The sequence below is a fragment of the Planobacterium oryzisoli genome (genome assembly GCF_015354315.1).
In the GTDB taxonomy this organism is placed as follows: domain Bacteria; phylum Bacteroidota; class Bacteroidia; order Flavobacteriales; family Weeksellaceae; genus Planobacterium_A; species Planobacterium_A oryzisoli.
In genome coordinates this window covers 1-18,323 of record NZ_JADKYY010000008.1, presented here as the reverse complement: position 1 = coordinate 18,323, position 18,323 = coordinate 1, and the positions used below count along the sequence as shown (strand labels likewise).

Annotated in this window: 20 protein-coding genes and 1 pseudogene; 3 read left to right on the top strand and 18 right to left on the bottom strand. The window is 37.9% G+C overall.

The genetic code is table 11. The features are described 5' to 3' along the window. Nucleotides 1–129 precede the first annotated feature (129 nt). Nucleotides 130–351, top strand: a complete 222-nt coding sequence (locus IC612_RS07245) for a hypothetical protein (protein WP_194739518.1) — start codon at nt 130–132, stop codon at nt 349–351. Between the two features lie 81 nt (nt 352–432). Here the strand turns inward: IC612_RS07245 and queA are convergent, their stop codons facing one another. The 6 genes from queA to IC612_RS07215 form a co-directional block, all read right to left on the bottom strand. Next, complete coding sequence (gene queA, locus IC612_RS07240; RefSeq protein ID WP_194739517.1) at nt 433–1,482, bottom strand: tRNA preQ1(34) S-adenosylmethionine ribosyltransferase-isomerase QueA; 1,050 nt, start codon at nt 1,480–1,482, stop codon at nt 433–435. 152 nt (nt 1,483–1,634) lie between these two features. Next, nucleotides 1,635–3,635 carry a S9 family peptidase gene (locus IC612_RS07235; RefSeq protein ID WP_194739516.1) on the bottom strand — a complete coding sequence of 667 codons (2,001 nt, stop codon included), beginning with the start codon at nt 3,633–3,635 and terminating at the stop codon, nt 1,635–1,637. 7 nt (nt 3,636–3,642) lie between these two features. Next, entirely contained in the window at nt 3,643–4,119 is a 477-nt protein-coding gene (locus IC612_RS07230; protein WP_194739515.1) for a PH domain-containing protein, read from the bottom strand. A 10-nt stretch (nt 4,120–4,129) separates the two neighbouring features. Beyond that, on the bottom strand, nt 4,130–4,474 hold the full coding sequence (locus tag IC612_RS07225) for a hypothetical protein (protein ID WP_194739514.1): 345 nt from the start codon (nt 4,472–4,474) through the stop codon (nt 4,130–4,132). A gap of 5 nt (nt 4,475–4,479) precedes the next feature. Next, complete coding sequence (locus IC612_RS07220; RefSeq protein WP_194739513.1) at nt 4,480–4,824, bottom strand: phage holin family protein; 345 nt, start codon at nt 4,822–4,824, stop codon at nt 4,480–4,482. A gap of 29 nt (nt 4,825–4,853) precedes the next feature. Continuing rightward, nucleotides 4,854–5,309, bottom strand: coding sequence for a hypothetical protein (locus IC612_RS07215; protein ID WP_194739512.1), 456 nt, complete (start codon nt 5,307–5,309; stop codon nt 4,854–4,856). A 126-nt stretch (nt 5,310–5,435) separates the two neighbouring features. Here IC612_RS07215 and IC612_RS07210 point away from each other — a divergent pair, with 126 nt between their 5' ends. Further along, nucleotides 5,436–6,290, top strand: a complete 855-nt coding sequence (locus IC612_RS07210) for an alpha/beta hydrolase (RefSeq protein WP_194739511.1) — start codon at nt 5,436–5,438, stop codon at nt 6,288–6,290. Between the two features lie 525 nt (nt 6,291–6,815). After that, nucleotides 6,816–7,007: pseudogene (locus tag IC612_RS10095) on the top strand (IS982 family transposase); the annotation flags it as partial. 151 nt (nt 7,008–7,158) lie between these two features. On the opposite strand, the gene IC612_RS10075 reads toward IC612_RS10095, so the two are convergent. The 12 genes from IC612_RS10075 to hsdR all read right to left on the bottom strand — a co-directional run bounded on the left by IC612_RS10075 (nt 7,159) and on the right by hsdR (nt 18,117). Continuing rightward, nucleotides 7,159–7,419, bottom strand: coding sequence for a hypothetical protein (locus tag IC612_RS10075; RefSeq protein WP_194739510.1), 261 nt, complete (start codon nt 7,417–7,419; stop codon nt 7,159–7,161). Between the two features lie 93 nt (nt 7,420–7,512). Further along, a complete protein-coding gene (locus IC612_RS07195) occupies nt 7,513–7,941 on the bottom strand; it encodes a hypothetical protein (protein ID WP_194739509.1) in 429 nt (142 codons plus the stop codon). Beyond that, complete coding sequence (locus IC612_RS07190; RefSeq protein ID WP_095069485.1) at nt 7,934–8,323, bottom strand: helix-turn-helix domain-containing protein; 390 nt, start codon at nt 8,321–8,323, stop codon at nt 7,934–7,936. Before IC612_RS07190 ends, IC612_RS07195 begins: the two co-directional genes overlap by 8 nt. Next, nucleotides 8,324–8,845: a hypothetical protein gene (locus IC612_RS07185; RefSeq protein WP_194739508.1), complete on the bottom strand. Its 522-nt coding sequence runs from the start codon at nt 8,843–8,845 to the stop codon at nt 8,324–8,326. An 83-nt stretch (nt 8,846–8,928) separates the two neighbouring features. Then, on the bottom strand, nt 8,929–9,273 hold the full coding sequence (locus IC612_RS07180; protein ID WP_194739507.1) for a hypothetical protein: 345 nt from the start codon (nt 9,271–9,273) through the stop codon (nt 8,929–8,931). Nucleotides 9,274–9,288: 15 nt separating this feature from the next. After that, the gene (locus tag IC612_RS07175) at nt 9,289–10,713 is read right to left on the bottom strand and encodes a hypothetical protein (protein ID WP_194739506.1); all 1,425 of its coding nucleotides are present in this window, start codon (nt 10,711–10,713) and stop codon (nt 9,289–9,291) included. Between the two features lie 27 nt (nt 10,714–10,740). Further along, nucleotides 10,741–12,267: a restriction endonuclease subunit S gene (locus IC612_RS07170; protein ID WP_194739505.1), complete on the bottom strand. Its 1,527-nt coding sequence runs from the start codon at nt 12,265–12,267 to the stop codon at nt 10,741–10,743. After that, the gene (locus tag IC612_RS07165) at nt 12,264–13,712 is read right to left on the bottom strand and encodes an N-6 DNA methylase (protein WP_194739504.1); all 1,449 of its coding nucleotides are present in this window, start codon (nt 13,710–13,712) and stop codon (nt 12,264–12,266) included. The genes IC612_RS07170 and IC612_RS07165 overlap by 4 nt, the downstream gene beginning before the upstream one ends. Then, a complete protein-coding gene (locus IC612_RS07160) occupies nt 13,709–14,761 on the bottom strand; it encodes a PD-(D/E)XK nuclease family protein (protein ID WP_194739503.1) in 1,053 nt (350 codons plus the stop codon). Before IC612_RS07160 ends, IC612_RS07165 begins: the two co-directional genes overlap by 4 nt. A gap of 19 nt (nt 14,762–14,780) precedes the next feature. Next, nucleotides 14,781–15,335, bottom strand: coding sequence for a hypothetical protein (locus IC612_RS07155; protein ID WP_194739502.1), 555 nt, complete (start codon nt 15,333–15,335; stop codon nt 14,781–14,783). After that, nucleotides 15,332–15,682: a hypothetical protein gene (locus tag IC612_RS07150; protein WP_194739501.1), complete on the bottom strand. Its 351-nt coding sequence runs from the start codon at nt 15,680–15,682 to the stop codon at nt 15,332–15,334. The genes IC612_RS07155 and IC612_RS07150 overlap by 4 nt, the downstream gene beginning before the upstream one ends. Nucleotides 15,683–15,744: 62 nt before the next feature. Continuing rightward, a complete protein-coding gene (hsdR, locus tag IC612_RS07145) occupies nt 15,745–18,117 on the bottom strand; it encodes an EcoAI/FtnUII family type I restriction enzme subunit R (RefSeq protein WP_194739500.1) in 2,373 nt (790 codons plus the stop codon). Nucleotides 18,118–18,323: the final 206 nt, after the last annotated feature.

Below are 18,323 nucleotides of genomic sequence, written 5' to 3'. Positions count from 1 at the left end.
GTTCTGAGGGATTTAAATTTTAGCGCTGCAAAGATAGTGAATTTACCAAACAACTGATTTTTTGCGTTTTATAAGAAAATTTATTTGAAATTTTAAACTACTAACAGGATCAAATTAACTTTCTTTCAAATGGAAACACTACAGTTCTATTTACTTTTTAATACAAACTTTATGGTCCATACAATTATTACTTTACTTCTAACTTTTACTTTACTTCTAACTTTGGTTTTTGCTGGGTATCTTCCTAACCTTTCTCTCATTAAAAAAGATTGGAAAACCTTCTATCCTACCCTGGGAGTGGGCCTCTTTTTCCTCGCCGTCTGGAGCCTGCTGTACTACCTGTTTTTCTAAGGAAAGTTCTCCTTGGAAAAAAAAAAATCGTCTCCCTACGGATAGAGAGACGACGGTTGCAATACTGTATGAACTTCGTGTTTAGAGTATTAACATCGCATCCCCGTAGGAATAGAACTTGTATTTTTCTTTGATTGCTTCCTCATACGCATGCATGATGAAATCTTTCCCTGCAAACGCTGCAATCATCATGATTAGCGTTGATTTTGGGGTATGGAAATTAGTAATCATCGCATTGGCCACTCCAAAGTCGTGCGGAGGATAGATAAACTTATTGGTCCATCCGTGGTACGGTCCAATCTTACGGTTGGAAGATACGGAAGTTTCAACGGCGCGCATTGTAGTAGTTCCTACAGCGCACACTCTTCTTCCCTCTTCTACGGCCTTATTAATTATGTCGGCATTTTTCTGGTCTATGATAGCCTCCTCGCTTTCCATTTTGTGCTTGGAAAGATCCTCCACTTCAATAGGATTGAAAGTTCCTAGACCCACATGAAGGGTCACTTCTGCAAAATCCACTCCTTTGATTTCAAGTCTTTTCATTAGGTGTCTAGAGAAATGCAGTCCTGCGGTTGGTGCAGCCACAGCGCCTTCTACTTTGGCGTAGATGGTTTGGTACCTTTCTGCATCTTCCGGCTCCACTTCTCTCTTGATGTACTTCGGAAGTGGGGTCTCTCCCAGTTCCTTAAGCTTTGCACGGAATTCCTCGTAGGTTCCATCGTAAAGAAAACGAAGAGTTCTCCCTCTGGAAGTAGTGTTGTCAATAACTTCTGCTACCAGGGATTCATCCTCGGTGAAGAAAAGCTTGTTGCCAATACGGATTTTTCTTGCCGGATCCACCAGTACGTCCCATACGCGGGTCTCTTTGTCAAGTTCCCTAAGTAAGAAAACCTCAATCTTGGCTCCGGTCTTTTCCTTGTTCCCATAAAGACGGGCAGGAAATACTTTAGTATTGTTAAAGATAAAAAGATCGCCTTCATCGAAATAGTCAATGACGTCTTTAAAGAGTTTATGTTCGATCGTCTGGGTTTTACGGTGAAGTACCATCAGGCGCGCGTCGTCTCTGTGCTCGGAAGGATGCTCTGCAAGAAGTTCTGCAGGCAAGTCAAAATTGAAATCGGATGTTTTCATTTTTTAAATTACGGTTTAAAAATTAGCCTGCAAAGATAGGCTATTTGCCAGCGGAAGTCAAGGAGAATCTTTTTTTACTCACCAGCTGAATAAAAAAGTCCCCTGCACACATGCGCAGGGGACCCGTTGAAATTAAATCTTTTGATCAAAACTTAGAGCGTTTCTTTCAGCCATCCGAAGAATTCACGTTGCCATACCAGGGCATTGTGTGGATTAAGCACCCAGTGGTTCTCGTTCGGGAAATAAAGCAGTCGGGACTTAAGTCCTTTAAGCTGCGCGGCCTGGAAAGCGGCTTGGCCCTGTTCGTATGGCACGCGGTAGTCTTTACCCCCTTGCACTACCATTAATGGAGTATTCCACTTATGCACGTAGTTGGCGGGATTGAACTCGGTGAATGCCTTAGGTTTTGGATTTTCGTACGGACTTCCGATATCCCAATTAGCAAACCAGAGTTCTTCGGTGGTATGGTACCAGGAGTTCATATCAAATAGCCCGTTATGAGAGAAAAACGTCTTAAAACGGTTTTCGTGGATGCCTGCTAGCATAAGAACGCTATACCCTCCATAGCTGGCCCCAACAGCCCCTATTCGCTCTGGATCTACCCCAGGTAGTTTCTTAGCGTAGTCTACCGCAGATAAATAATCCTGCATCACCTGTCCGCCCCAGTCTTTGGAGATGTCCTCGTTCCATTTTGTTCCCCAGCCCGGCATTCCTCTACGGTTTGGAGCAATCACTATGTATCCCTGAGCCGCCATAAGTCCTAAGTTCCAACGCGTACTGAACGTCTGGGTAAGGGCCGACTGTGGTCCTCCCTGTGCGTAAAGAAGTGTTGGGTATTTCTTGTTAGGATCAAAATTCGGTGGGTATACCATCCAAACGCCCATCTCTTTTCCGTCGGTAGTAGGTACCATCTTAAGCTCGGTAGAGGCCGGCGTAATACTTGCGTAAAGTGCTTTGTTAATGTCGGTAACCTGCCCCATGGCACCTCCTTTAGTGTTTACGACATAAAGGTCGGCGCTGTGGTTCATATCGGTCCTAGAAACTAGTAACCTCTCTCCTGGCTGCGCGTATATATCGTTTACATCAAATTTTCCAGAAGTGATCTGCGAAATCTTTCCGGTCTTAGCATCGAGGGAGAAGAGTTGCTTGGTAGCCCTAAACGCAGCAGTAAAAAATATCCGCTTTGAATCCTTGTCCCAGAAGGTAGATCCCGTAACGCTCTCGTCCCATCCCTCAGTGAGGTTCTTTTTTACGCCCGTTTTCCAGTCCATTACTACAATATCGTTCTTATCCGCCTCATAGCCTTCCCTCTTCATGCTCTGCCAGAGCAGCATTTTTCCGTCCGGAGAAAACTTAGGATTCATATCGTACCCCATCATGCCTTCGGTAAGGTTCCTGGTGGTTGCAGTACCAATCTCGTATGCGAAAATATCGGTGTTTGTGGAAGTGGCATATTCTTTTCCACTCTTGGGTTTTACGACGTATAGAAGCGACTTTGAATCCGGGCTCCAGATAAAATCCTCTGCGCCCCCGAACGGCCGCTGCGGAGAATCCCAAAGTTTTCCTTCTAAAAGGTCTTTGGCGGAGCTTACTTCAGCGCCTACAGGCACCACAAAGACGTGGTGGTACCTGCCTTCACTGAAAGTGTCCCAGTGGCGATGGTTCAAATCATTGTATATATAGCCGGTAGAATTTGGCGTGTCGCTGTATTTTTCTTTTGCTAGAGTCTCTTCTAGTTTTACTTCCTTGGAAAAAGCGATGAATTTCTGGTCCGGAGAAATGCGGATGTTGTCGACTTTTCCAAGAGCATAAAAACTGCTCCAGGTTTTGCCTAGGTCTTTTGATATGTAGAGGGTCCCTTCTTCTAAAGCATACAGACCGTTCTTATCCCACTGCACGAGGGATTTTTTTCCAAGATCGATTTGCTTTGCTGCGCTGGTTGAAAGATTTAGAAGGAAGTTTTCACTGGAGGATTTCTCGGTCTTAAGGTCGGTTTTACTTACCTTGTAGATTAGTGCACTGTGGTCAGGAGCTACAGCCTGTACTCCCAGACGGTTCATGCTCCACATAAGTTCAGGCGTAAGCACCTGCTGCGCACCGATTAAAAGTGGAGCGATAAAGCCAATGGCCATTAAGCTGTGTTTTAAATTCATATCTTCTTTATTGGTACTTTTTAATTTCGTTTATTAGTTCTAAAGGATCCTGTGGACTTACCATGTAGGTCTTACCTTTCGCTGTTTTGAGTACTACCCTCTTGGACTTATTAGTAACAAGCCAAAGATCTTTTCCATTGTAGTAGCCAAAATAGCCAAATACACCTCCAATTCCAAAAGTGCGGATATTTATAGTTCTTTCTTGATCCATTTCTACCATTTTAATCTCCCTAATTGGGAGTTTAATGGAATAAAGAATACTTCGCATTTCAAAATGCGTAGGACTTACAAAAAGCCGAGGCCTTAGCATATAGCTTAAGGGCAAAATAAGTAGAAGTAGCACGGCTATTCCTACTCCCCAAACTCCAGCGTCACTCCATTCGCCTGCAAAATACATTGTTAGCGTCACCAGTATGAGGAATGCAACTACTATCGTCATGATTTTGGCAAATCGATCGATAGGCGCCGTGGGAATTTCTTTCATAGCATTGAATTTATTTACGACTTCTAATTTCTTCTTGCTCTAAGAGAAAATGGTTTCTTTTAAGCACCATTTTGGAAAGAAAGAGCGATGCCAATGATAACAAGATCACTAGAGCACCAAGGGACAGTAGCACGGCCTTTAGTGCTTGCCAGGCCTCTTTATCTAGTCTTTGCAGTCCCTCTGGAAGATAGAATACCACCAGGCCGCTCGAGGAAGGCCCTGAGAGTAGTACTACCACAAAGGCCAGCATTGCGCAACCAAGTACAATCCAAGAAAGCACGTACACAAACCCTACAATATAAGTACTACCTACCACTCCTGGAGTGGAATCTGCTCTTTTACTTCTTGTGGACATTCGAGCTAGTCTTCTTTGATGAAGAGGGAGCTAAGTACAGAAGTTACAATGGAAAGTAGGATACTGAAAATAAGAGCCCACCAGAACCCATCCACCTGCATACCTTCGACAAAATAGTCGGCAATTAAAATCACAATTGCATTAATAACAAAAGAGAAAAGTCCTAACGTAATGATGGTTAATGGAAGCCCCAAAATCTTTAAAATAGGCTTTAAGATCAGATTCAAAATTCCCAGAACCAGCGCAAAAACTAAGGTAGTGGTAAAATCAGAGAAATGGACTCCTGAGAGAATCATCTGTAACAGATAGGCAGATACTGCAGTAATTAGCAGTCTAATAAGCATATTCATAGGTTATAATTTTACTCAAATATAAGCCCTTACGGGAACTTCTGCAATTTCTTCGCGTGTAAATCAAACTCATAGAGCTCTTTAGTCTCCGGATCATAGAATAGCCACTGCAAAGTTGAAAGATTAGATCCACTTTTGGTGAAAATTCCCATCTGGATATAACTTCTGCCTTCCCATTCACTTCTCTCAAAGGAATAGCCCAATTGGGAGGACGGGTTTTCTAGGTGGTAAATCACCATATCGTTCTTAGAACTGCTGGTATAAAAATTAGCAACATTTTTAATCTCATCGAGTAGGCCCTTAGAGTACTCTTCTCTATCACGATTGAGCACTATTAGTTCTTTTTCAGTGGGAGTAAAACTTTGACTTGTCCCGTTTAGAGTTATTTCTTGTACAACATTGTTTTGGGCAGTAGTCACCTCTTTTTTCTCACAGCTACCAAGAACGGTAAGTAATAAAACACTTACAAAAAAGATTGATCTCATGGGTTACAGAATTAGCTTCTTAAAGATAGTGTATTTCAGTTGAATATCATTTCTTTAGCTAGTAGGTGTAACATACTACCTTCTTATACTACTAATGCCATAAATTAAAACTTAAAAATGATAACTATGAACTTCTTAAAGAAATCGCTGATCGCATCTACCGTACTTACACTATCACTAATCTCAGCCCAAGAGCAAACTGTTACCACATCCGATGGAGTAAACTTATTTACCAAGAAAGCAGGTAAAGGTCCAGTAGTTATCTATGTCCACGGAGGACCAGGAGCTTGGAGCCGCTCCTTTGAGGATTTAAAAGGAAATGAGCTTGAAAAGTTCATGACCGTGATTTACTACGACCAACGCGGCAGTGGAAGGTCCGAGTCTGCGCAAAATCAAGATTACTCTATTGCTAGGATGATTAAGGACATCGAGGAAATTAAAAACCACTACGGAGTCGATAAAACATATATACTAGCACACTCCTTTGGAGGAATTATCGCCACAAATTACGCATACCACTACCCTAACTCTTTAAAAGGGCTAATCTTAATGAACAGTACTCTGAACGTAGAATACTCCCTCCGAAAGCAAGTTGAATTTCTAAATGAATACACGGGAAAGAACCATCAAGTACGCTCTACTCATCTACTGGAAGATTTCATGAGCGCAAAAAAGGAAATTTCCGAGAAAGGTTTGGATTACATTTTACTAACTGATACCAAAGAAGCGTTTGACAAGCTTATGGAAGTAGACTTTGAAAAGCCACAGCAGTGGGATTTTGCTTCAAGAGTTTTTTCTATGCCAGAGTACTTTATGGATTATACCAGAATCTCTGATAAAATAATAACTCCCGTGCTGGTAATTAATGGAACTAAAGATGTAGCTATAGGCAAAGACCATCCCAATGATTTTAAATTTTCTAACATGAAGATTAAAAACATAGAGGGGAGTCATGTACTCTACTATGAAAAAAAACAATAAGTTAATAAGAGAAATAAAGAATTTTATTAAATAGTTTGTACGCAAGTTATCACAGTCCCTCCAATTCCACTCCTTATTTTATTAACCATCTGTTTTACAGTTGGTTGTTTAAAAGCTCCTAGTAGATATTACTACGGACTTAAAGAAAACTTTTTTTGATGAAGGGGGAAGTAGTAAAAAGATAAAATATAAACGAGGATGACAAGGAGATCTGGACGCTTTTTTTATTAAAAAATGAATTTTGTAGCACAAAACGTCTATTCCAACCACAAATATTAATAATATTATAAATCAATTAGTTACAAATAATAGTAACATTATAGAAATAGTATTAATTTCATCATATTTCGATACAGAAAGTGAAATTCCTTTTATTAATGATAGTTTTAGAGTATTGACGTGTACTAAAGTAGTACATAATTTATAATTATAAACCTGTTGTGCATTTAGGAATTAAAAAAGAAAAAAGATTGTCCATTTGATTAAAAAACCGTATATTTAATTGATTACCAAGTCATTAAATACATGAACAATCTTATTCAAAACTACAAAATTATTTTAAAAGAATTGACACACACCTGTAAATATATTACTGCAAGTAAGCAAATTAGGCTTCCAAAAATGTCTGATTTGGAACTTGTGGCACTCAACCTCACCGCAGAATATATGTCTATTAACTCTGAACTACAGTTATTTAGAACGGAATCAGGCTCTGATGAGGAGCAACCTGCCAGGGACAGTTTGGCCGACGAAATATAGTTTTCAAGGGCATCGCTTTTGGCGGTGCTTTTACTGGTCGGAAGGAGCACTGAATAAAGCTTTTCAGAATAAGGCAAAATCTTTATTTGAAGAGAACAGATACGAAGTTTTAGAAACAATGGTAGAAAACGGCTACGATCCGGCAGAAGAACTGGAAAAGCATCTGCAGTAAGATATCGTAATCTTGAAACGCGCGACTGAAGATATTTTCCACGAAGAAACCGAAGGTTTGGACGTACGATTTTTCTCGAACGAAATCGACGTTTCGGAATTGCCGAGTAGCCAAGAAAAGTGCAGCTTCCGCACGCTGCCAATTAGAAGGATTCGGTCTTGGTGAAATCCTTAATGAAGTAATGTCTTTTAGCTGCATTATGGCAGGAAGATAGGAGAAAAATGCGCCGTGGAAAAGGAAGAAGAAAAACAAGAAGTAAGAGAGCAGCGGAGGCTGCTCTTTTTGTATGAACTAATTTGGGAGATTAGGTTTTATAATTGGCAAAATAAAATCCTGAAATACCGTCTCGCTAAGTTTTATCAGTAAAATTCCTCTAATGGTTGAATAGGAAATGGCAGAGATTGCAAAACCTAACTGTGAATTCACTTTAAGCTCATCTCCATCGGCATGTGCAAGTTCCTCCAGATTTGAACAACTGTAAATGAGAACAAATTTGTAATTTGCTTTGGCTTCTTCCGAAGATTCAGAGTTGGTTAAAATTTCAAAATCAAATTCCGCCCTGATCAACTTCTGCTCCAGATTGAAAGAAATACTGAGCTGGTTTGTAGAACCAAATTCTTTAATTAGACTTTCATCAAAAAATTCGGGTACAAAAATATTTTCGCTGATAATTTTAAACGACTCTAAAGCCAATTTTTCAGCATCAAAAGGGTTAGGCATATCTTACTTTTTCCTCATTTAACCATTGTGTATCTTTAGAATAAGTTTCTTTACGTCGTTCAACGGTGAAACTTACTTCAAGTTTTTCCCATTCGTCTTTAAAGCACGCAGAAAAACGCTTCACCGGAATTTCGATAATAGGCTCTCCCAATTCTGCTTCCAGTTTGGCAATGCTTTTTAGGGTAATGTTTTGATTTCCGCTAAGCCATCGGCTGATTTCCGCAGGTTTTTTATCCATTCCTTCAGCAAGTTCTTTTTGAGAAATTCCCTTATCTCTAAGAATCTGATTGATCCGGATAATTAGATCGGAATATTTTTCCACAAAGATTTTAGTTTCCAATGGTGTTTCGTCTAAAATCTTTTTAAAAATTTTGCTTTTCATTTAGAATAATTCGGTGTAAGGTTTTTCTGTAGTTGTATCAAGAATTTCTCTCTTTTTTGCGCAGAGTTTAATATCTCCGTTATTTAAGGCCATCTGTATTTTATCAGCGTAGTGATTTGCCTCTCTGAAAGCTACTTTCGTTTCTCCATCCTGAGCCGTCCAACTTGTTTTTTCGCCGCCGTTAAACAAAATAACACAGGAAGATGATAGGCGCATACAATACAAACGTAGCGGGAAGTCTTCTCCAAAATCTACTTCCTCAATTTCAATTTTTGCAGGTGGTGGAAACGCCTGAGCTTTTCGTTCTTCCCTAAAAAAATCATTGATCGCTCCTCTTTTTGTTCCAATGGTATCTGAAATAAATACCGATAATTGCTGAACGTATGGTTTTAACCTATCTGTTTCATAATGTTTCTCAAAAAATTTATCGGTTTCTGAGAGTTCTTCACCATCCAGTTTTACTGTGTAAAACTGACATTTTGGACTTTCGTCATCAAAAATTTCTAGTGCAAAGTTACTCATATAAATTTAAAAAACAAAAAAAAATTAACATATATGTTAATTTATGAACAAAAATAGCAATAAAATTCAAAACAAGAAATAGGTTATTCTGACATTAATCCTGCTGCAATTAAGAAAGCAAACAGCGGCGACCTTTTTCTATAAATAACACTTGGCAATAGTTCTTTTATTGAAGCTGTGCTGAACGAATTCTGCTGTTTCAGAATTTCCAGAAATGCAATACAATCTTCGCTCAAAATACTTTCCGGCTCACCGTTATTTCTTGAGGGAGAAGAATAAATAATCTCAGCATAAGAAACATCCATAAGTTGATATACTTTTCCGGTAAGTGAATATATTTCTGCTTTATCTACAAGGCTGCCGCAGATTTTTAGCCAGAGTTTTTCGGAGGATAAGTTTGAGGATTTTTCTGATAGTTCATATTTCATAAATCAAATGTTCGATTATGCTTCTTCCTCTTCCTCCTCTTCCTCTTCGTTCGCACCTAAAGCTCTATCTATGATCTCTTGCTTCTCCTTTAATTTTCGTTTTGAGCTTGATTCCAAGATTGCAGCAACCTTGCCCATACCAGGAATACCTTCTAATTTATCAATTGCAAGTTGAAATTTATAACTTTGTTCTAAAGCTTCCATAACAGGATGATCGGAAGCTTCATAATTTGAAATTAATTTACCCGGATTCTCTGATGTCACTTGTAAGAAACTAGATAAAAGCCGGTATTTGAGTTCACTTGTTTGCTCTTCATCTTCAAGATTAGCAATTTGTTTAGACAGTCCTTCATAAGTTTTACTTAGTACTTCTTTGTGAGCGTATTCTTCAATTAATCTTTTTGATAAATTAAGTTTTTTGTTTGCGGAATATGTGAACCAAAGCACAGGAATATACATCGGGATGATTGCTAAGACTAATCTTGGTATCTTACTAATGACCTCTTCAAGTGCAGTTCCGGTGTAAAGAAAATATACACTGACAGCGAAAGGAAGCAAGCTGACCACTATCAACATATAAATTCCCATTGAAAAGCGACTTTGCAGCTGTTGGGAATTTTCTGCTTCTTCTCCTTTCTTTGTAGAAAATGCGGAACTCAATCCCGCTGTTAAAGCTGCCGGAAGTAGGCTTTCAATTTCGTTATTTATTTTCTCATAATTTGATTTGTGGCTGATTTCGAATTCGTCATATTTCTTTTTATAAGAATCTGTAATAGTTGTTATTCTATTGTTTGCTTGCTCAAGTTTTTCATGTAAATCTTCATAAGCTTCATCCAGATCGCTTTTCTTTCCTTCGATAACGATTTCATCACCTGCATCATCCTTATCGATGTAGCCAAAGATATCACGGTGAAAATCATCAATTTCCTTCTTCGTTTTATTTAATGCTGTTAAACTAAGTTTTGATTTTCCAAGATTATCTTCAACGCCAGAAACAAAATCGCTTATGACAGTTAATTTAGAATCTAGGTCAGGATAATCTTCCAGAAAAGAGTTTAGAGTATTTACTTTTAAAATTAACTCATCATACGACAATTTATATCCTTCCTCATTTGTTTCTAATATTGTTTTTAATTCTGTTGCTTTATCATTCTTTTCTCCAATACTTGCAAGCAATCTTTCAGCTTCATCAACTTTTGCCTGAATTGTAACAACAAAATCGTTTGCTTCTGTCGCTCTTTGCTCAGTTTTATTTCTGTATTCTGCCGCTTTCCTAGAACTTTGTGCGGCCTCTTTTTCCGCATCAGTTGCTTTTTTGTTAATTTCTGTTTGGAGTCTTTTATCTTCATTTTCAAGAGCAGTAATTCTTTGCCACAGTTTTTTTCTTTCTTCCTCCAAATATTCTATTTGTTTACTCTTTTTATCACCAAATATATCCATAGTTTTTTTGTTTTTTTAAGAATTCTTTTATGTTTGAGTATTGTACTTTAACTCATCTTCCGCCACCAAAGTCAACACTTCTTTTCTTTCCTCCTTCCCTTCCAGCGCTTCTCTCAACACCTGTTGCAGCAGTTGGGCATTATAGTTTTGGCTTTCTTTTACCGAGGCTTCGAGATTTTCTAAATGCAAAATAAGTTCTTCATATTTATCTTGAATCTCTTTTCTGATCAAAGGAATCGGCGTTTCTTCAATGGATGAAAGTTTTAAAGAAACATTTGCTGCTCCCTTCATTTTTTCAACAAAGAATGTTTGTTTATAAGTATCTAGATAATGAAACAAAAATTTCATATTAAAAAATGCAGGAAGGTATGTTTGAATACAGCCCAAAATATTTCCAACTGCAAACGAGCCTTCCTGATAATGAATTCGTTTCATACTGGCATGTCCATGCCCTGTGCTCGAAACTAAAGGAATTATTACACTAGGTCCGTCAAAATGAATTTCATTGTGAGATTGTCTTTCTTCACTAGTCACAACAAGTGGAATACTTCCAGATTTCTCTGCTCTTTGAATGCCAATTTTACCCTTTTCAACCTTACAAATTTCCCCAAGGCGAATAAAAGACAATTCTTCCGGTATCTCAAAAGGAATTTCTTCTTCGGAAATTGGCGGAAGCTGTTTCCCTTTTTTTATTTTTTTGTCTTTGATAAGTTGTTCTTTCTTGGCTTTTATTTCCGCCAGTAAATCTGCGCCGGTTTTGCCGTCGGAAGTTTCGTTGCTTACCAAAGTGCCCTGCATTGCCTCGCGAAGAAAAGCTTGCCTAAGTTGGGAAATCAGGGATAGTTGGTGCGTGAGTTCATAGGAGAGAATATTGGTAGTTTTAGAACTTTCGTGTAAATCTAAAATATGCTTTTCGATTTCAGGGTCAAAATAAAATTCCCTCTTAAAATCTTCATTTTTCAAATCGTTCAGAAAAGAAATAATCCCAATCTGAATGTCTTTCGGAGGAATAGAAACTTTAATTTTTTCAATCTGTTTTGGACTTACATTGGGAATTGCAGCACCCCAAGCCAAGTTTTTTATTGTATTGGCAACACTTTTTGCAAGCCAGTAAACATATTCTTTCTCAAAAATATTTTCATCAAGAACTTCAAACTTTCCGACACGCTGATTTAAATAAATCTTCCCAAGACCGCCTTGAACAATTCCAAGTTTTGCAATAGTTCCACCTGTCAAGCAAATAATGATATCTCCTTCTTCTAGTAAAAATTTTTGTAGAGATGCATCTTCATCATAAAAAACACAGGAAGACAAATCAATTCTTTCGTTGTTAAAATCAGAAATCCTTATGATAGGAATTCCGCTTTTTTTATAAGAAGAGGTTTTAAATGCGAATCCACCTGCAATCTTTATGAAATTTGCTAATGGTTCGGGAGAATACTTTTTTCCAAGTTCTTTATTGATAATCGACATATAAAAACCTACATTTTCAAAAAACAGTTTTTGCGATTTATCTATTTCAGAATTAATTGTGATTTTTCTGCCTCTACTCATTCTGCTGTAGCCATTTTAAGTTTCGCCAGCAAATCTTCAGATTTATGGAAAGAATCCGACAGTTTCTGCATCAGTTCAGCAGAAGTATGTTCTATAGTTTCCTCGGTTTTGTTCGGGTTTTTAATGTCCAAATCAAAATTGCGGGCTTTCAAAGTTTCAATATCAACTTTCCAGCAGATGTCACTTTCGGTGCGGTTGTTCCACCATTGTTTTATCGGTTCAAACTCTTCTTCTCGGATGGGTTTGGTTTTGCTGTAAGATTTTTGTCCTTCCGGCAAACGGTGTTCGTAATACCAGACTTCCTGCGTGGCAAAACCTGCAGTCTCGTTGTTGTGGTGCAGTTTTTCGAAAAACAGCAGATTCGTAGCCACGGTTGCATACGGCTGAAACACGGAGTTCGGTAAGCGGATAATGGTATGAAGTCGGCAGTCTTTCAACAGTTTTTCGCGCACCCGCATTTTCACACCGTCGCCGGTAAGCGAACCGTCGGGCAAAACAATTCCGGCTCTTCCGCCCACTTTTAAAAGATGAATCATGAGAATAAGAAACAGATCCGCCGATTCCTTGGTGCGGTAACTCTGCGGAAAATTATTTTCGTTGCTGTTCGCCACAATTCCTCCAAATGGCGGATTGGCTTCAATAATATCCACACGGTCAATTTCGCGGTATTGCGATAAAGGCTGATCGAGAGAATCGCGGTACGTAATGTCCGGAACTTCAATATCGTGCAGAATTAAATTGGTGGTTGCCAAAAGGTAAGGCAGTGGTTTGTATTCCCACCCTTTGATACTTTCCTGCAGAATTTTGTGGTCTTCCACGCTTTTCACCTGTGCCGAAAGATGTTCGATAACGCCGGTAAGATAACCGCCGGTTCCACAAGCCGGATCCAGCACTTTTTCGCCGAGTTTGGGATCGATCATTTTGGTGATGAACTGCGTAATGGCTCTCGGCGTGTAAAATTCTCCCGATTTTCCGGCGCTCTGCAAATCTTTGAGCAAAGTTTCGTAGATATCACCAAAATCGTGGCGGTCTTTAGACGAGTTGAAATCAATCTCGTTGAGTTTGTTCAGCACTTTGCGAATGTTGATGCCGCTTTTCATATAATTGTTGTTGCCGGAAAAAACCTCATGCACAATCACGGCACGCTGATTTCCGGTGCTTAAGTCGATGTCGCGCAGTGCCGGAAAAAGTTTTCGGTCGATAAATTCCAGCAGTTCGTCGCCGGTTAAACCTTCATCATCTGCTGCCCAGTTTTCCCAACGGAATTCTGCGGGAATGGGCGATTCGTAATTTTCCTGCATCAGTTCCAGCTCCTGATCTTTGTCGCAGAACACTTTCAGGAAAAGCATCCAGCCCAGCTGTTCCAGCCGCTGTGCATCACCGTTCAGGCCACTGTCCTGCCACATGATTTTTCTGATGGATTCTAAAACTCCGGATATGCTCATGAGATTTTTATTTGAGTTAGATAGTTATGTATTGTTTCTGCAACTTCATCTAAATTTAAATCAAAAAAGTTTTTACTTTCATTTAAAAGGACATAACCACGATGATTCCTTGCAAAACTGTAATTTTTGATAAGCTGTGTCTTACTTAAGACTTCGTTATTGCTGCTTCTCCCTCTTTCAAAAATATCTACAGTTAGTTTATCATAATCGACGTTAATATCAACGGCAATCTTTGAATCTTCTATAAGGAAATCATAAACAATTACATAACGTTCATATCGCCAAACTTTAACCAATGGATCTTCAAAATTAATTCTTTGACTTAATTGGTTTACAGTTCTATAGAGGCTGTTTTCCAGTTTCACTTTCTCGTTTTGTAGTTCAGTTATAGTTTCTGAATTGTCCATTAGAAAAGCAAACATCTCTTTGTTGATCTCTTCCATTTTGAAATGATTTTCAATAGTTTTCATGTAATCCAGTAAAAAAGCAAGATAGTTGCTTTCTCCTTTTAAGATGTATTGACCTAAGTTACTTTTAACTTTTTCAAAAAATTCTTCATAAGTTATACTTACGAAACTTCCTATAACGTTTTCTTTCTTTAATGACAAAACAACATGAAAAGTTTTGTTACCAAAGAATTTTCTATTAATATCAGCTTCGTAAATTTCTAAATCGTTGTGTAACCAATGAAATATTTTATTTTCAATACTAACGCACATCTCAGGGCATTCGACAAGAATATCAATACGCTTTAAGTTGCTGATACCATATTCCCTATAGATATTATTAGTTTTTAACCGATAGGCTGTTTCATCAAATCCTTCAATGCATTGCAAAAGAGATTTTAGAACCAAATCATTTAGCTTATGTTTTTGATTTGTATTCAGGAAAAAACTCAGGATATTGCTACTAACATTTTCAAAATGTGGGTAGCCTGCAATTTCCATATAGGTTGGTGCATTTACTTCAATTTTATTTATTTTTCTAAAATTGAGAAGCATTTTTTCATATTTAATAAAATGTAAAGATGATTTTTCTGCTACTTTCATTTTCTGAGTTTAAACATATTTAATGCCCGCTTCTTCCGAGCATTGGTTTATAATTTTTGTGTAAGGCGGTTTCGAGAATTTCCAGTATATCGGTTTCAATGTCTTCATCGGGCATCTCTACAAACGCGTAATGAATTTCAAGTTTCGCATCTTTCAGATAATTGTCTTCTCCCCAAAATTTCAACTGTAAGGCATAAGTTGAAGGGTTTGCAAGACCTAGATGAGCCTCAATCCTTTTCTTCATATTCCCTTTGGATTTACCTATGTAAAGAATTCTGTTTTCACCTACACAATTTTTCTCATTAACTTTTGGAAATTTGTATTTCCTTTTATTTTTCTTAAACGAATTTACCTTGCTGCAAATTTTTTCAGGTTTTATACTGCAATTTTCAGATAAGGCAATCATATAAATACCGTTGCTTTTATCCAATATTTTTAAATGGGATTCTTGGTAGTCAACGAAGTCTAACTTTATTTTTTGAAAAGATATGCCTTCTGAATATTTGGCAACCCTTTCTAATGTTGCTGTAAGATTTTCGATGTAACTTTTTGCAGCATTTTTTATATCAATCATTTTCCTCTTACTACAGCGTTTTCTATTTTTCCTTCTTTAAATTCATAATGTTCTGCCATCCATCCGAAATAATCAAATTCCTTAATTTTCCATTTGCCTTTTTTATACTCAAAACCGTAGTCAGTCCGGCACTCATTCTCTCTAAACTGAACCGAAATCAGCAATCTGTCCTTTTCAAAAAACTCAAGTGGTTTGTCAAAAATATTCTGTTCGTTAAGCTTCTTCAAAAGTATCTTGGGATTATCGGGATTGTTAATTTGAAGGAGCGTTTCCCAAGAAATAGGCTGTCCCACAATTATTTCTCCTTTTTCGGGATTATACCGGAACAGCATCCAATAATGCTTCAAATTTTCAACATTTGAAACTTTGCAGGTGCACAAGACAATTTTATCTGAGACCGAACACATATTTACGCAAACGAATAAATTTCATCTTCCAGTTCACGCACAGCCTGCAGATACTGATCTTTCCCACCAAAAGATTTTACAATTTCGAGTGGCGAACCAAAATCTGAAAGCGGATTCAGTTTCAGCACTTCCATACTTTCAATATTTTCGATACCTTCATCGGCATATTTTTCGATAAGTGCTTCAATCACTGCTCTTGCTTTTTCGCCGTATTTAGTAAAATAGTTACGCTTCTTCACATTGTTGGCTCGTTCTTTCCGTGTCAACGGCTTTTGGTCGAAGGCAACGTGGCAAATAATATCGAACAGATCGCATTCGCGGTTTACGGCTTTCAGCAGTTCTTCAACGGGAATTCCCTGCTCATTCAGTTCCTCAATGAGAGCTTCCTTACGGTCGGCTGATTTCCAAAGGTTCAGAAATTGGTCGAGCGATTCATACTTTTCACTTAACAGCGACTTGGTATAGTCTTTCATGCTCATCGTGACAGGTTTTCCATCCTTGTCGAAATACATTTCACGGGAATTTAAGATGGTGACGTCCACACCGTTGATATAGATTTTCTGAAGTTTTGTTTTTTTCTTTGTGAATGGATCATCATTACCGTAATTTTCGGGTGGATCTTTTACAACGGGTTTTTCGACATCATTAGGTTCATCATCTTCAGCAGGATCGTTATCGCCTGTAATTGGTTCATCACCTTTGATTTCCTTAATCCTCACCGGATCGCCATCAAAATCTTTATCTGCGAATTTGTCCGTCGCATTGCGGAAATCCATAATGGTAAAATACAGTTTTCCGAACTCTTCGTTCACTCTTGTTCCACGCCCCACAATCTGTTTAAACTTCGTCATTGAACCGATTTCCGTATCCAAAACAATCAGTTTACACGTTTGGGCATCAACTCCGGTCGTCATCAGTTCGGAAGTGGTGGCAATAACGGGATAAGTCTGTTCGGGATCAATAAAATTATCGAGTTCGCGTTTACCTTCATCATTGTCACCTGTAATCCGCATCACATATTTATGATTTTGCCCTACCAAATCCGAATTCAGATTGGCCAAAGCGGAGCGCATTCTTTCCGCATGATCCACATCGCGGCAAAAGACGATAGTTTTTTGGAAACGCCCGGAATTTTTAAGAAACTCTGTCACTTTTTGAGCAACAATTTGTGTTCTTTCGTCTATAACCAAATTGCGGTCATAATCTTTGCGATTGTAGATTCGATCTTCAACAATATTTCCGTCTTTGTCTTTCTTATTCTTATCTGGTCTATAACCTTCTAAATCCACATCAATACTTACTCTCACAACTTGATAAGGTGCAAGAAATCCGTCTTCGATACCTTGTTTTAAAGTGTAAGTATAAATTGGTTCTCCAAAATATTCAGAATTACTGATTGTGTCCGTTTCTTTTGGAGTCGCAGTTAAACCGATTTGAGTGGCGGATTCAAAATAGGTTAAAACTTCACGCCAAGCAGAATCTTCATTTGCACTTCCACGATGACATTCGTCGATCACAATTAAATCGAAAAAGTCTTTGCTAAACTGCTTAAAAATATTTTTTTCTTCCTCCGTTCCGGTCAATCCTTGATAAATTGCCAAGTAAACTTCATAAGATTTATCGACCTGCCTTTTTTGAACAATCGTCATTTTATCTTTGAAGTGCTTAAAATCCCCACGTTTAGTTTGGTCAATCAAAGCATTTCGATCCGCCAAAAACAAAATTCGCTTCTTCGTTTTTGACTTCCAAAGTCGATGAACAATTTGGAATGCCGTATAAGTTTTACCAGTTCCTGTCGCCATTACTAAAAGGATTCTATTTTGTCCTTTCGCAATGGCTTCAAGCGTTAAATTAACTGCATTTTGTTGATAATATCTTGGAGATCTTCCTGAACCGTCAAAGAAATAATCTTGCTCCACAACCTTTTTTGCTTCATTAGTTGCAATGCCTTTGTGTTTCAAGTATTTTTCCCATAAAACTTCGGGAGATGGAAAATCAGTTAATTCAATTTCACTTTCAAGATTTTCGGAATTTGTTTTATCGTGAAATAAAAATCGATCTCCATTCGTAGAAAAGACAAAAGGTAAATCCAAAATATCGGCATACTCTAAAGCTTGTTGCATTCCAGCTCCCACGGAATGGTTATTTTCTTTAACCTCAATAATCCCAATTGGAATATTGGGTTTGTAATAGAGTATGTAATCTGCCCTTTTCCTTTTTCCTCTCGTAGAAAGCTTTCCACGAATAATAATTCTACCATCTGTAAAATTAACTTCCTCTTTGAATTGACGAAATTTATCCCACTCTGAATTTTCAAGAGCGGGAGTTATGAATTTCGTGCAAATATCTCTTTCAGAGAGTAATTTTTTATCCATTCAATAAAATGATAGAATTTCAAATTTAAGAATTTTTATCATCCTCGTCCGATAAACATTAAGTTATAGATTATTTATTTTTTATCATTGTTGTCCGATAAAACAAGAAGCCAATTTAATGGCTTCTTGAAAACATCGTAAATTTGTGTTTGCGACATAAAAAATACGATGAGTAAAAATAGTCATTTTTCGACAAAATCCGTTTT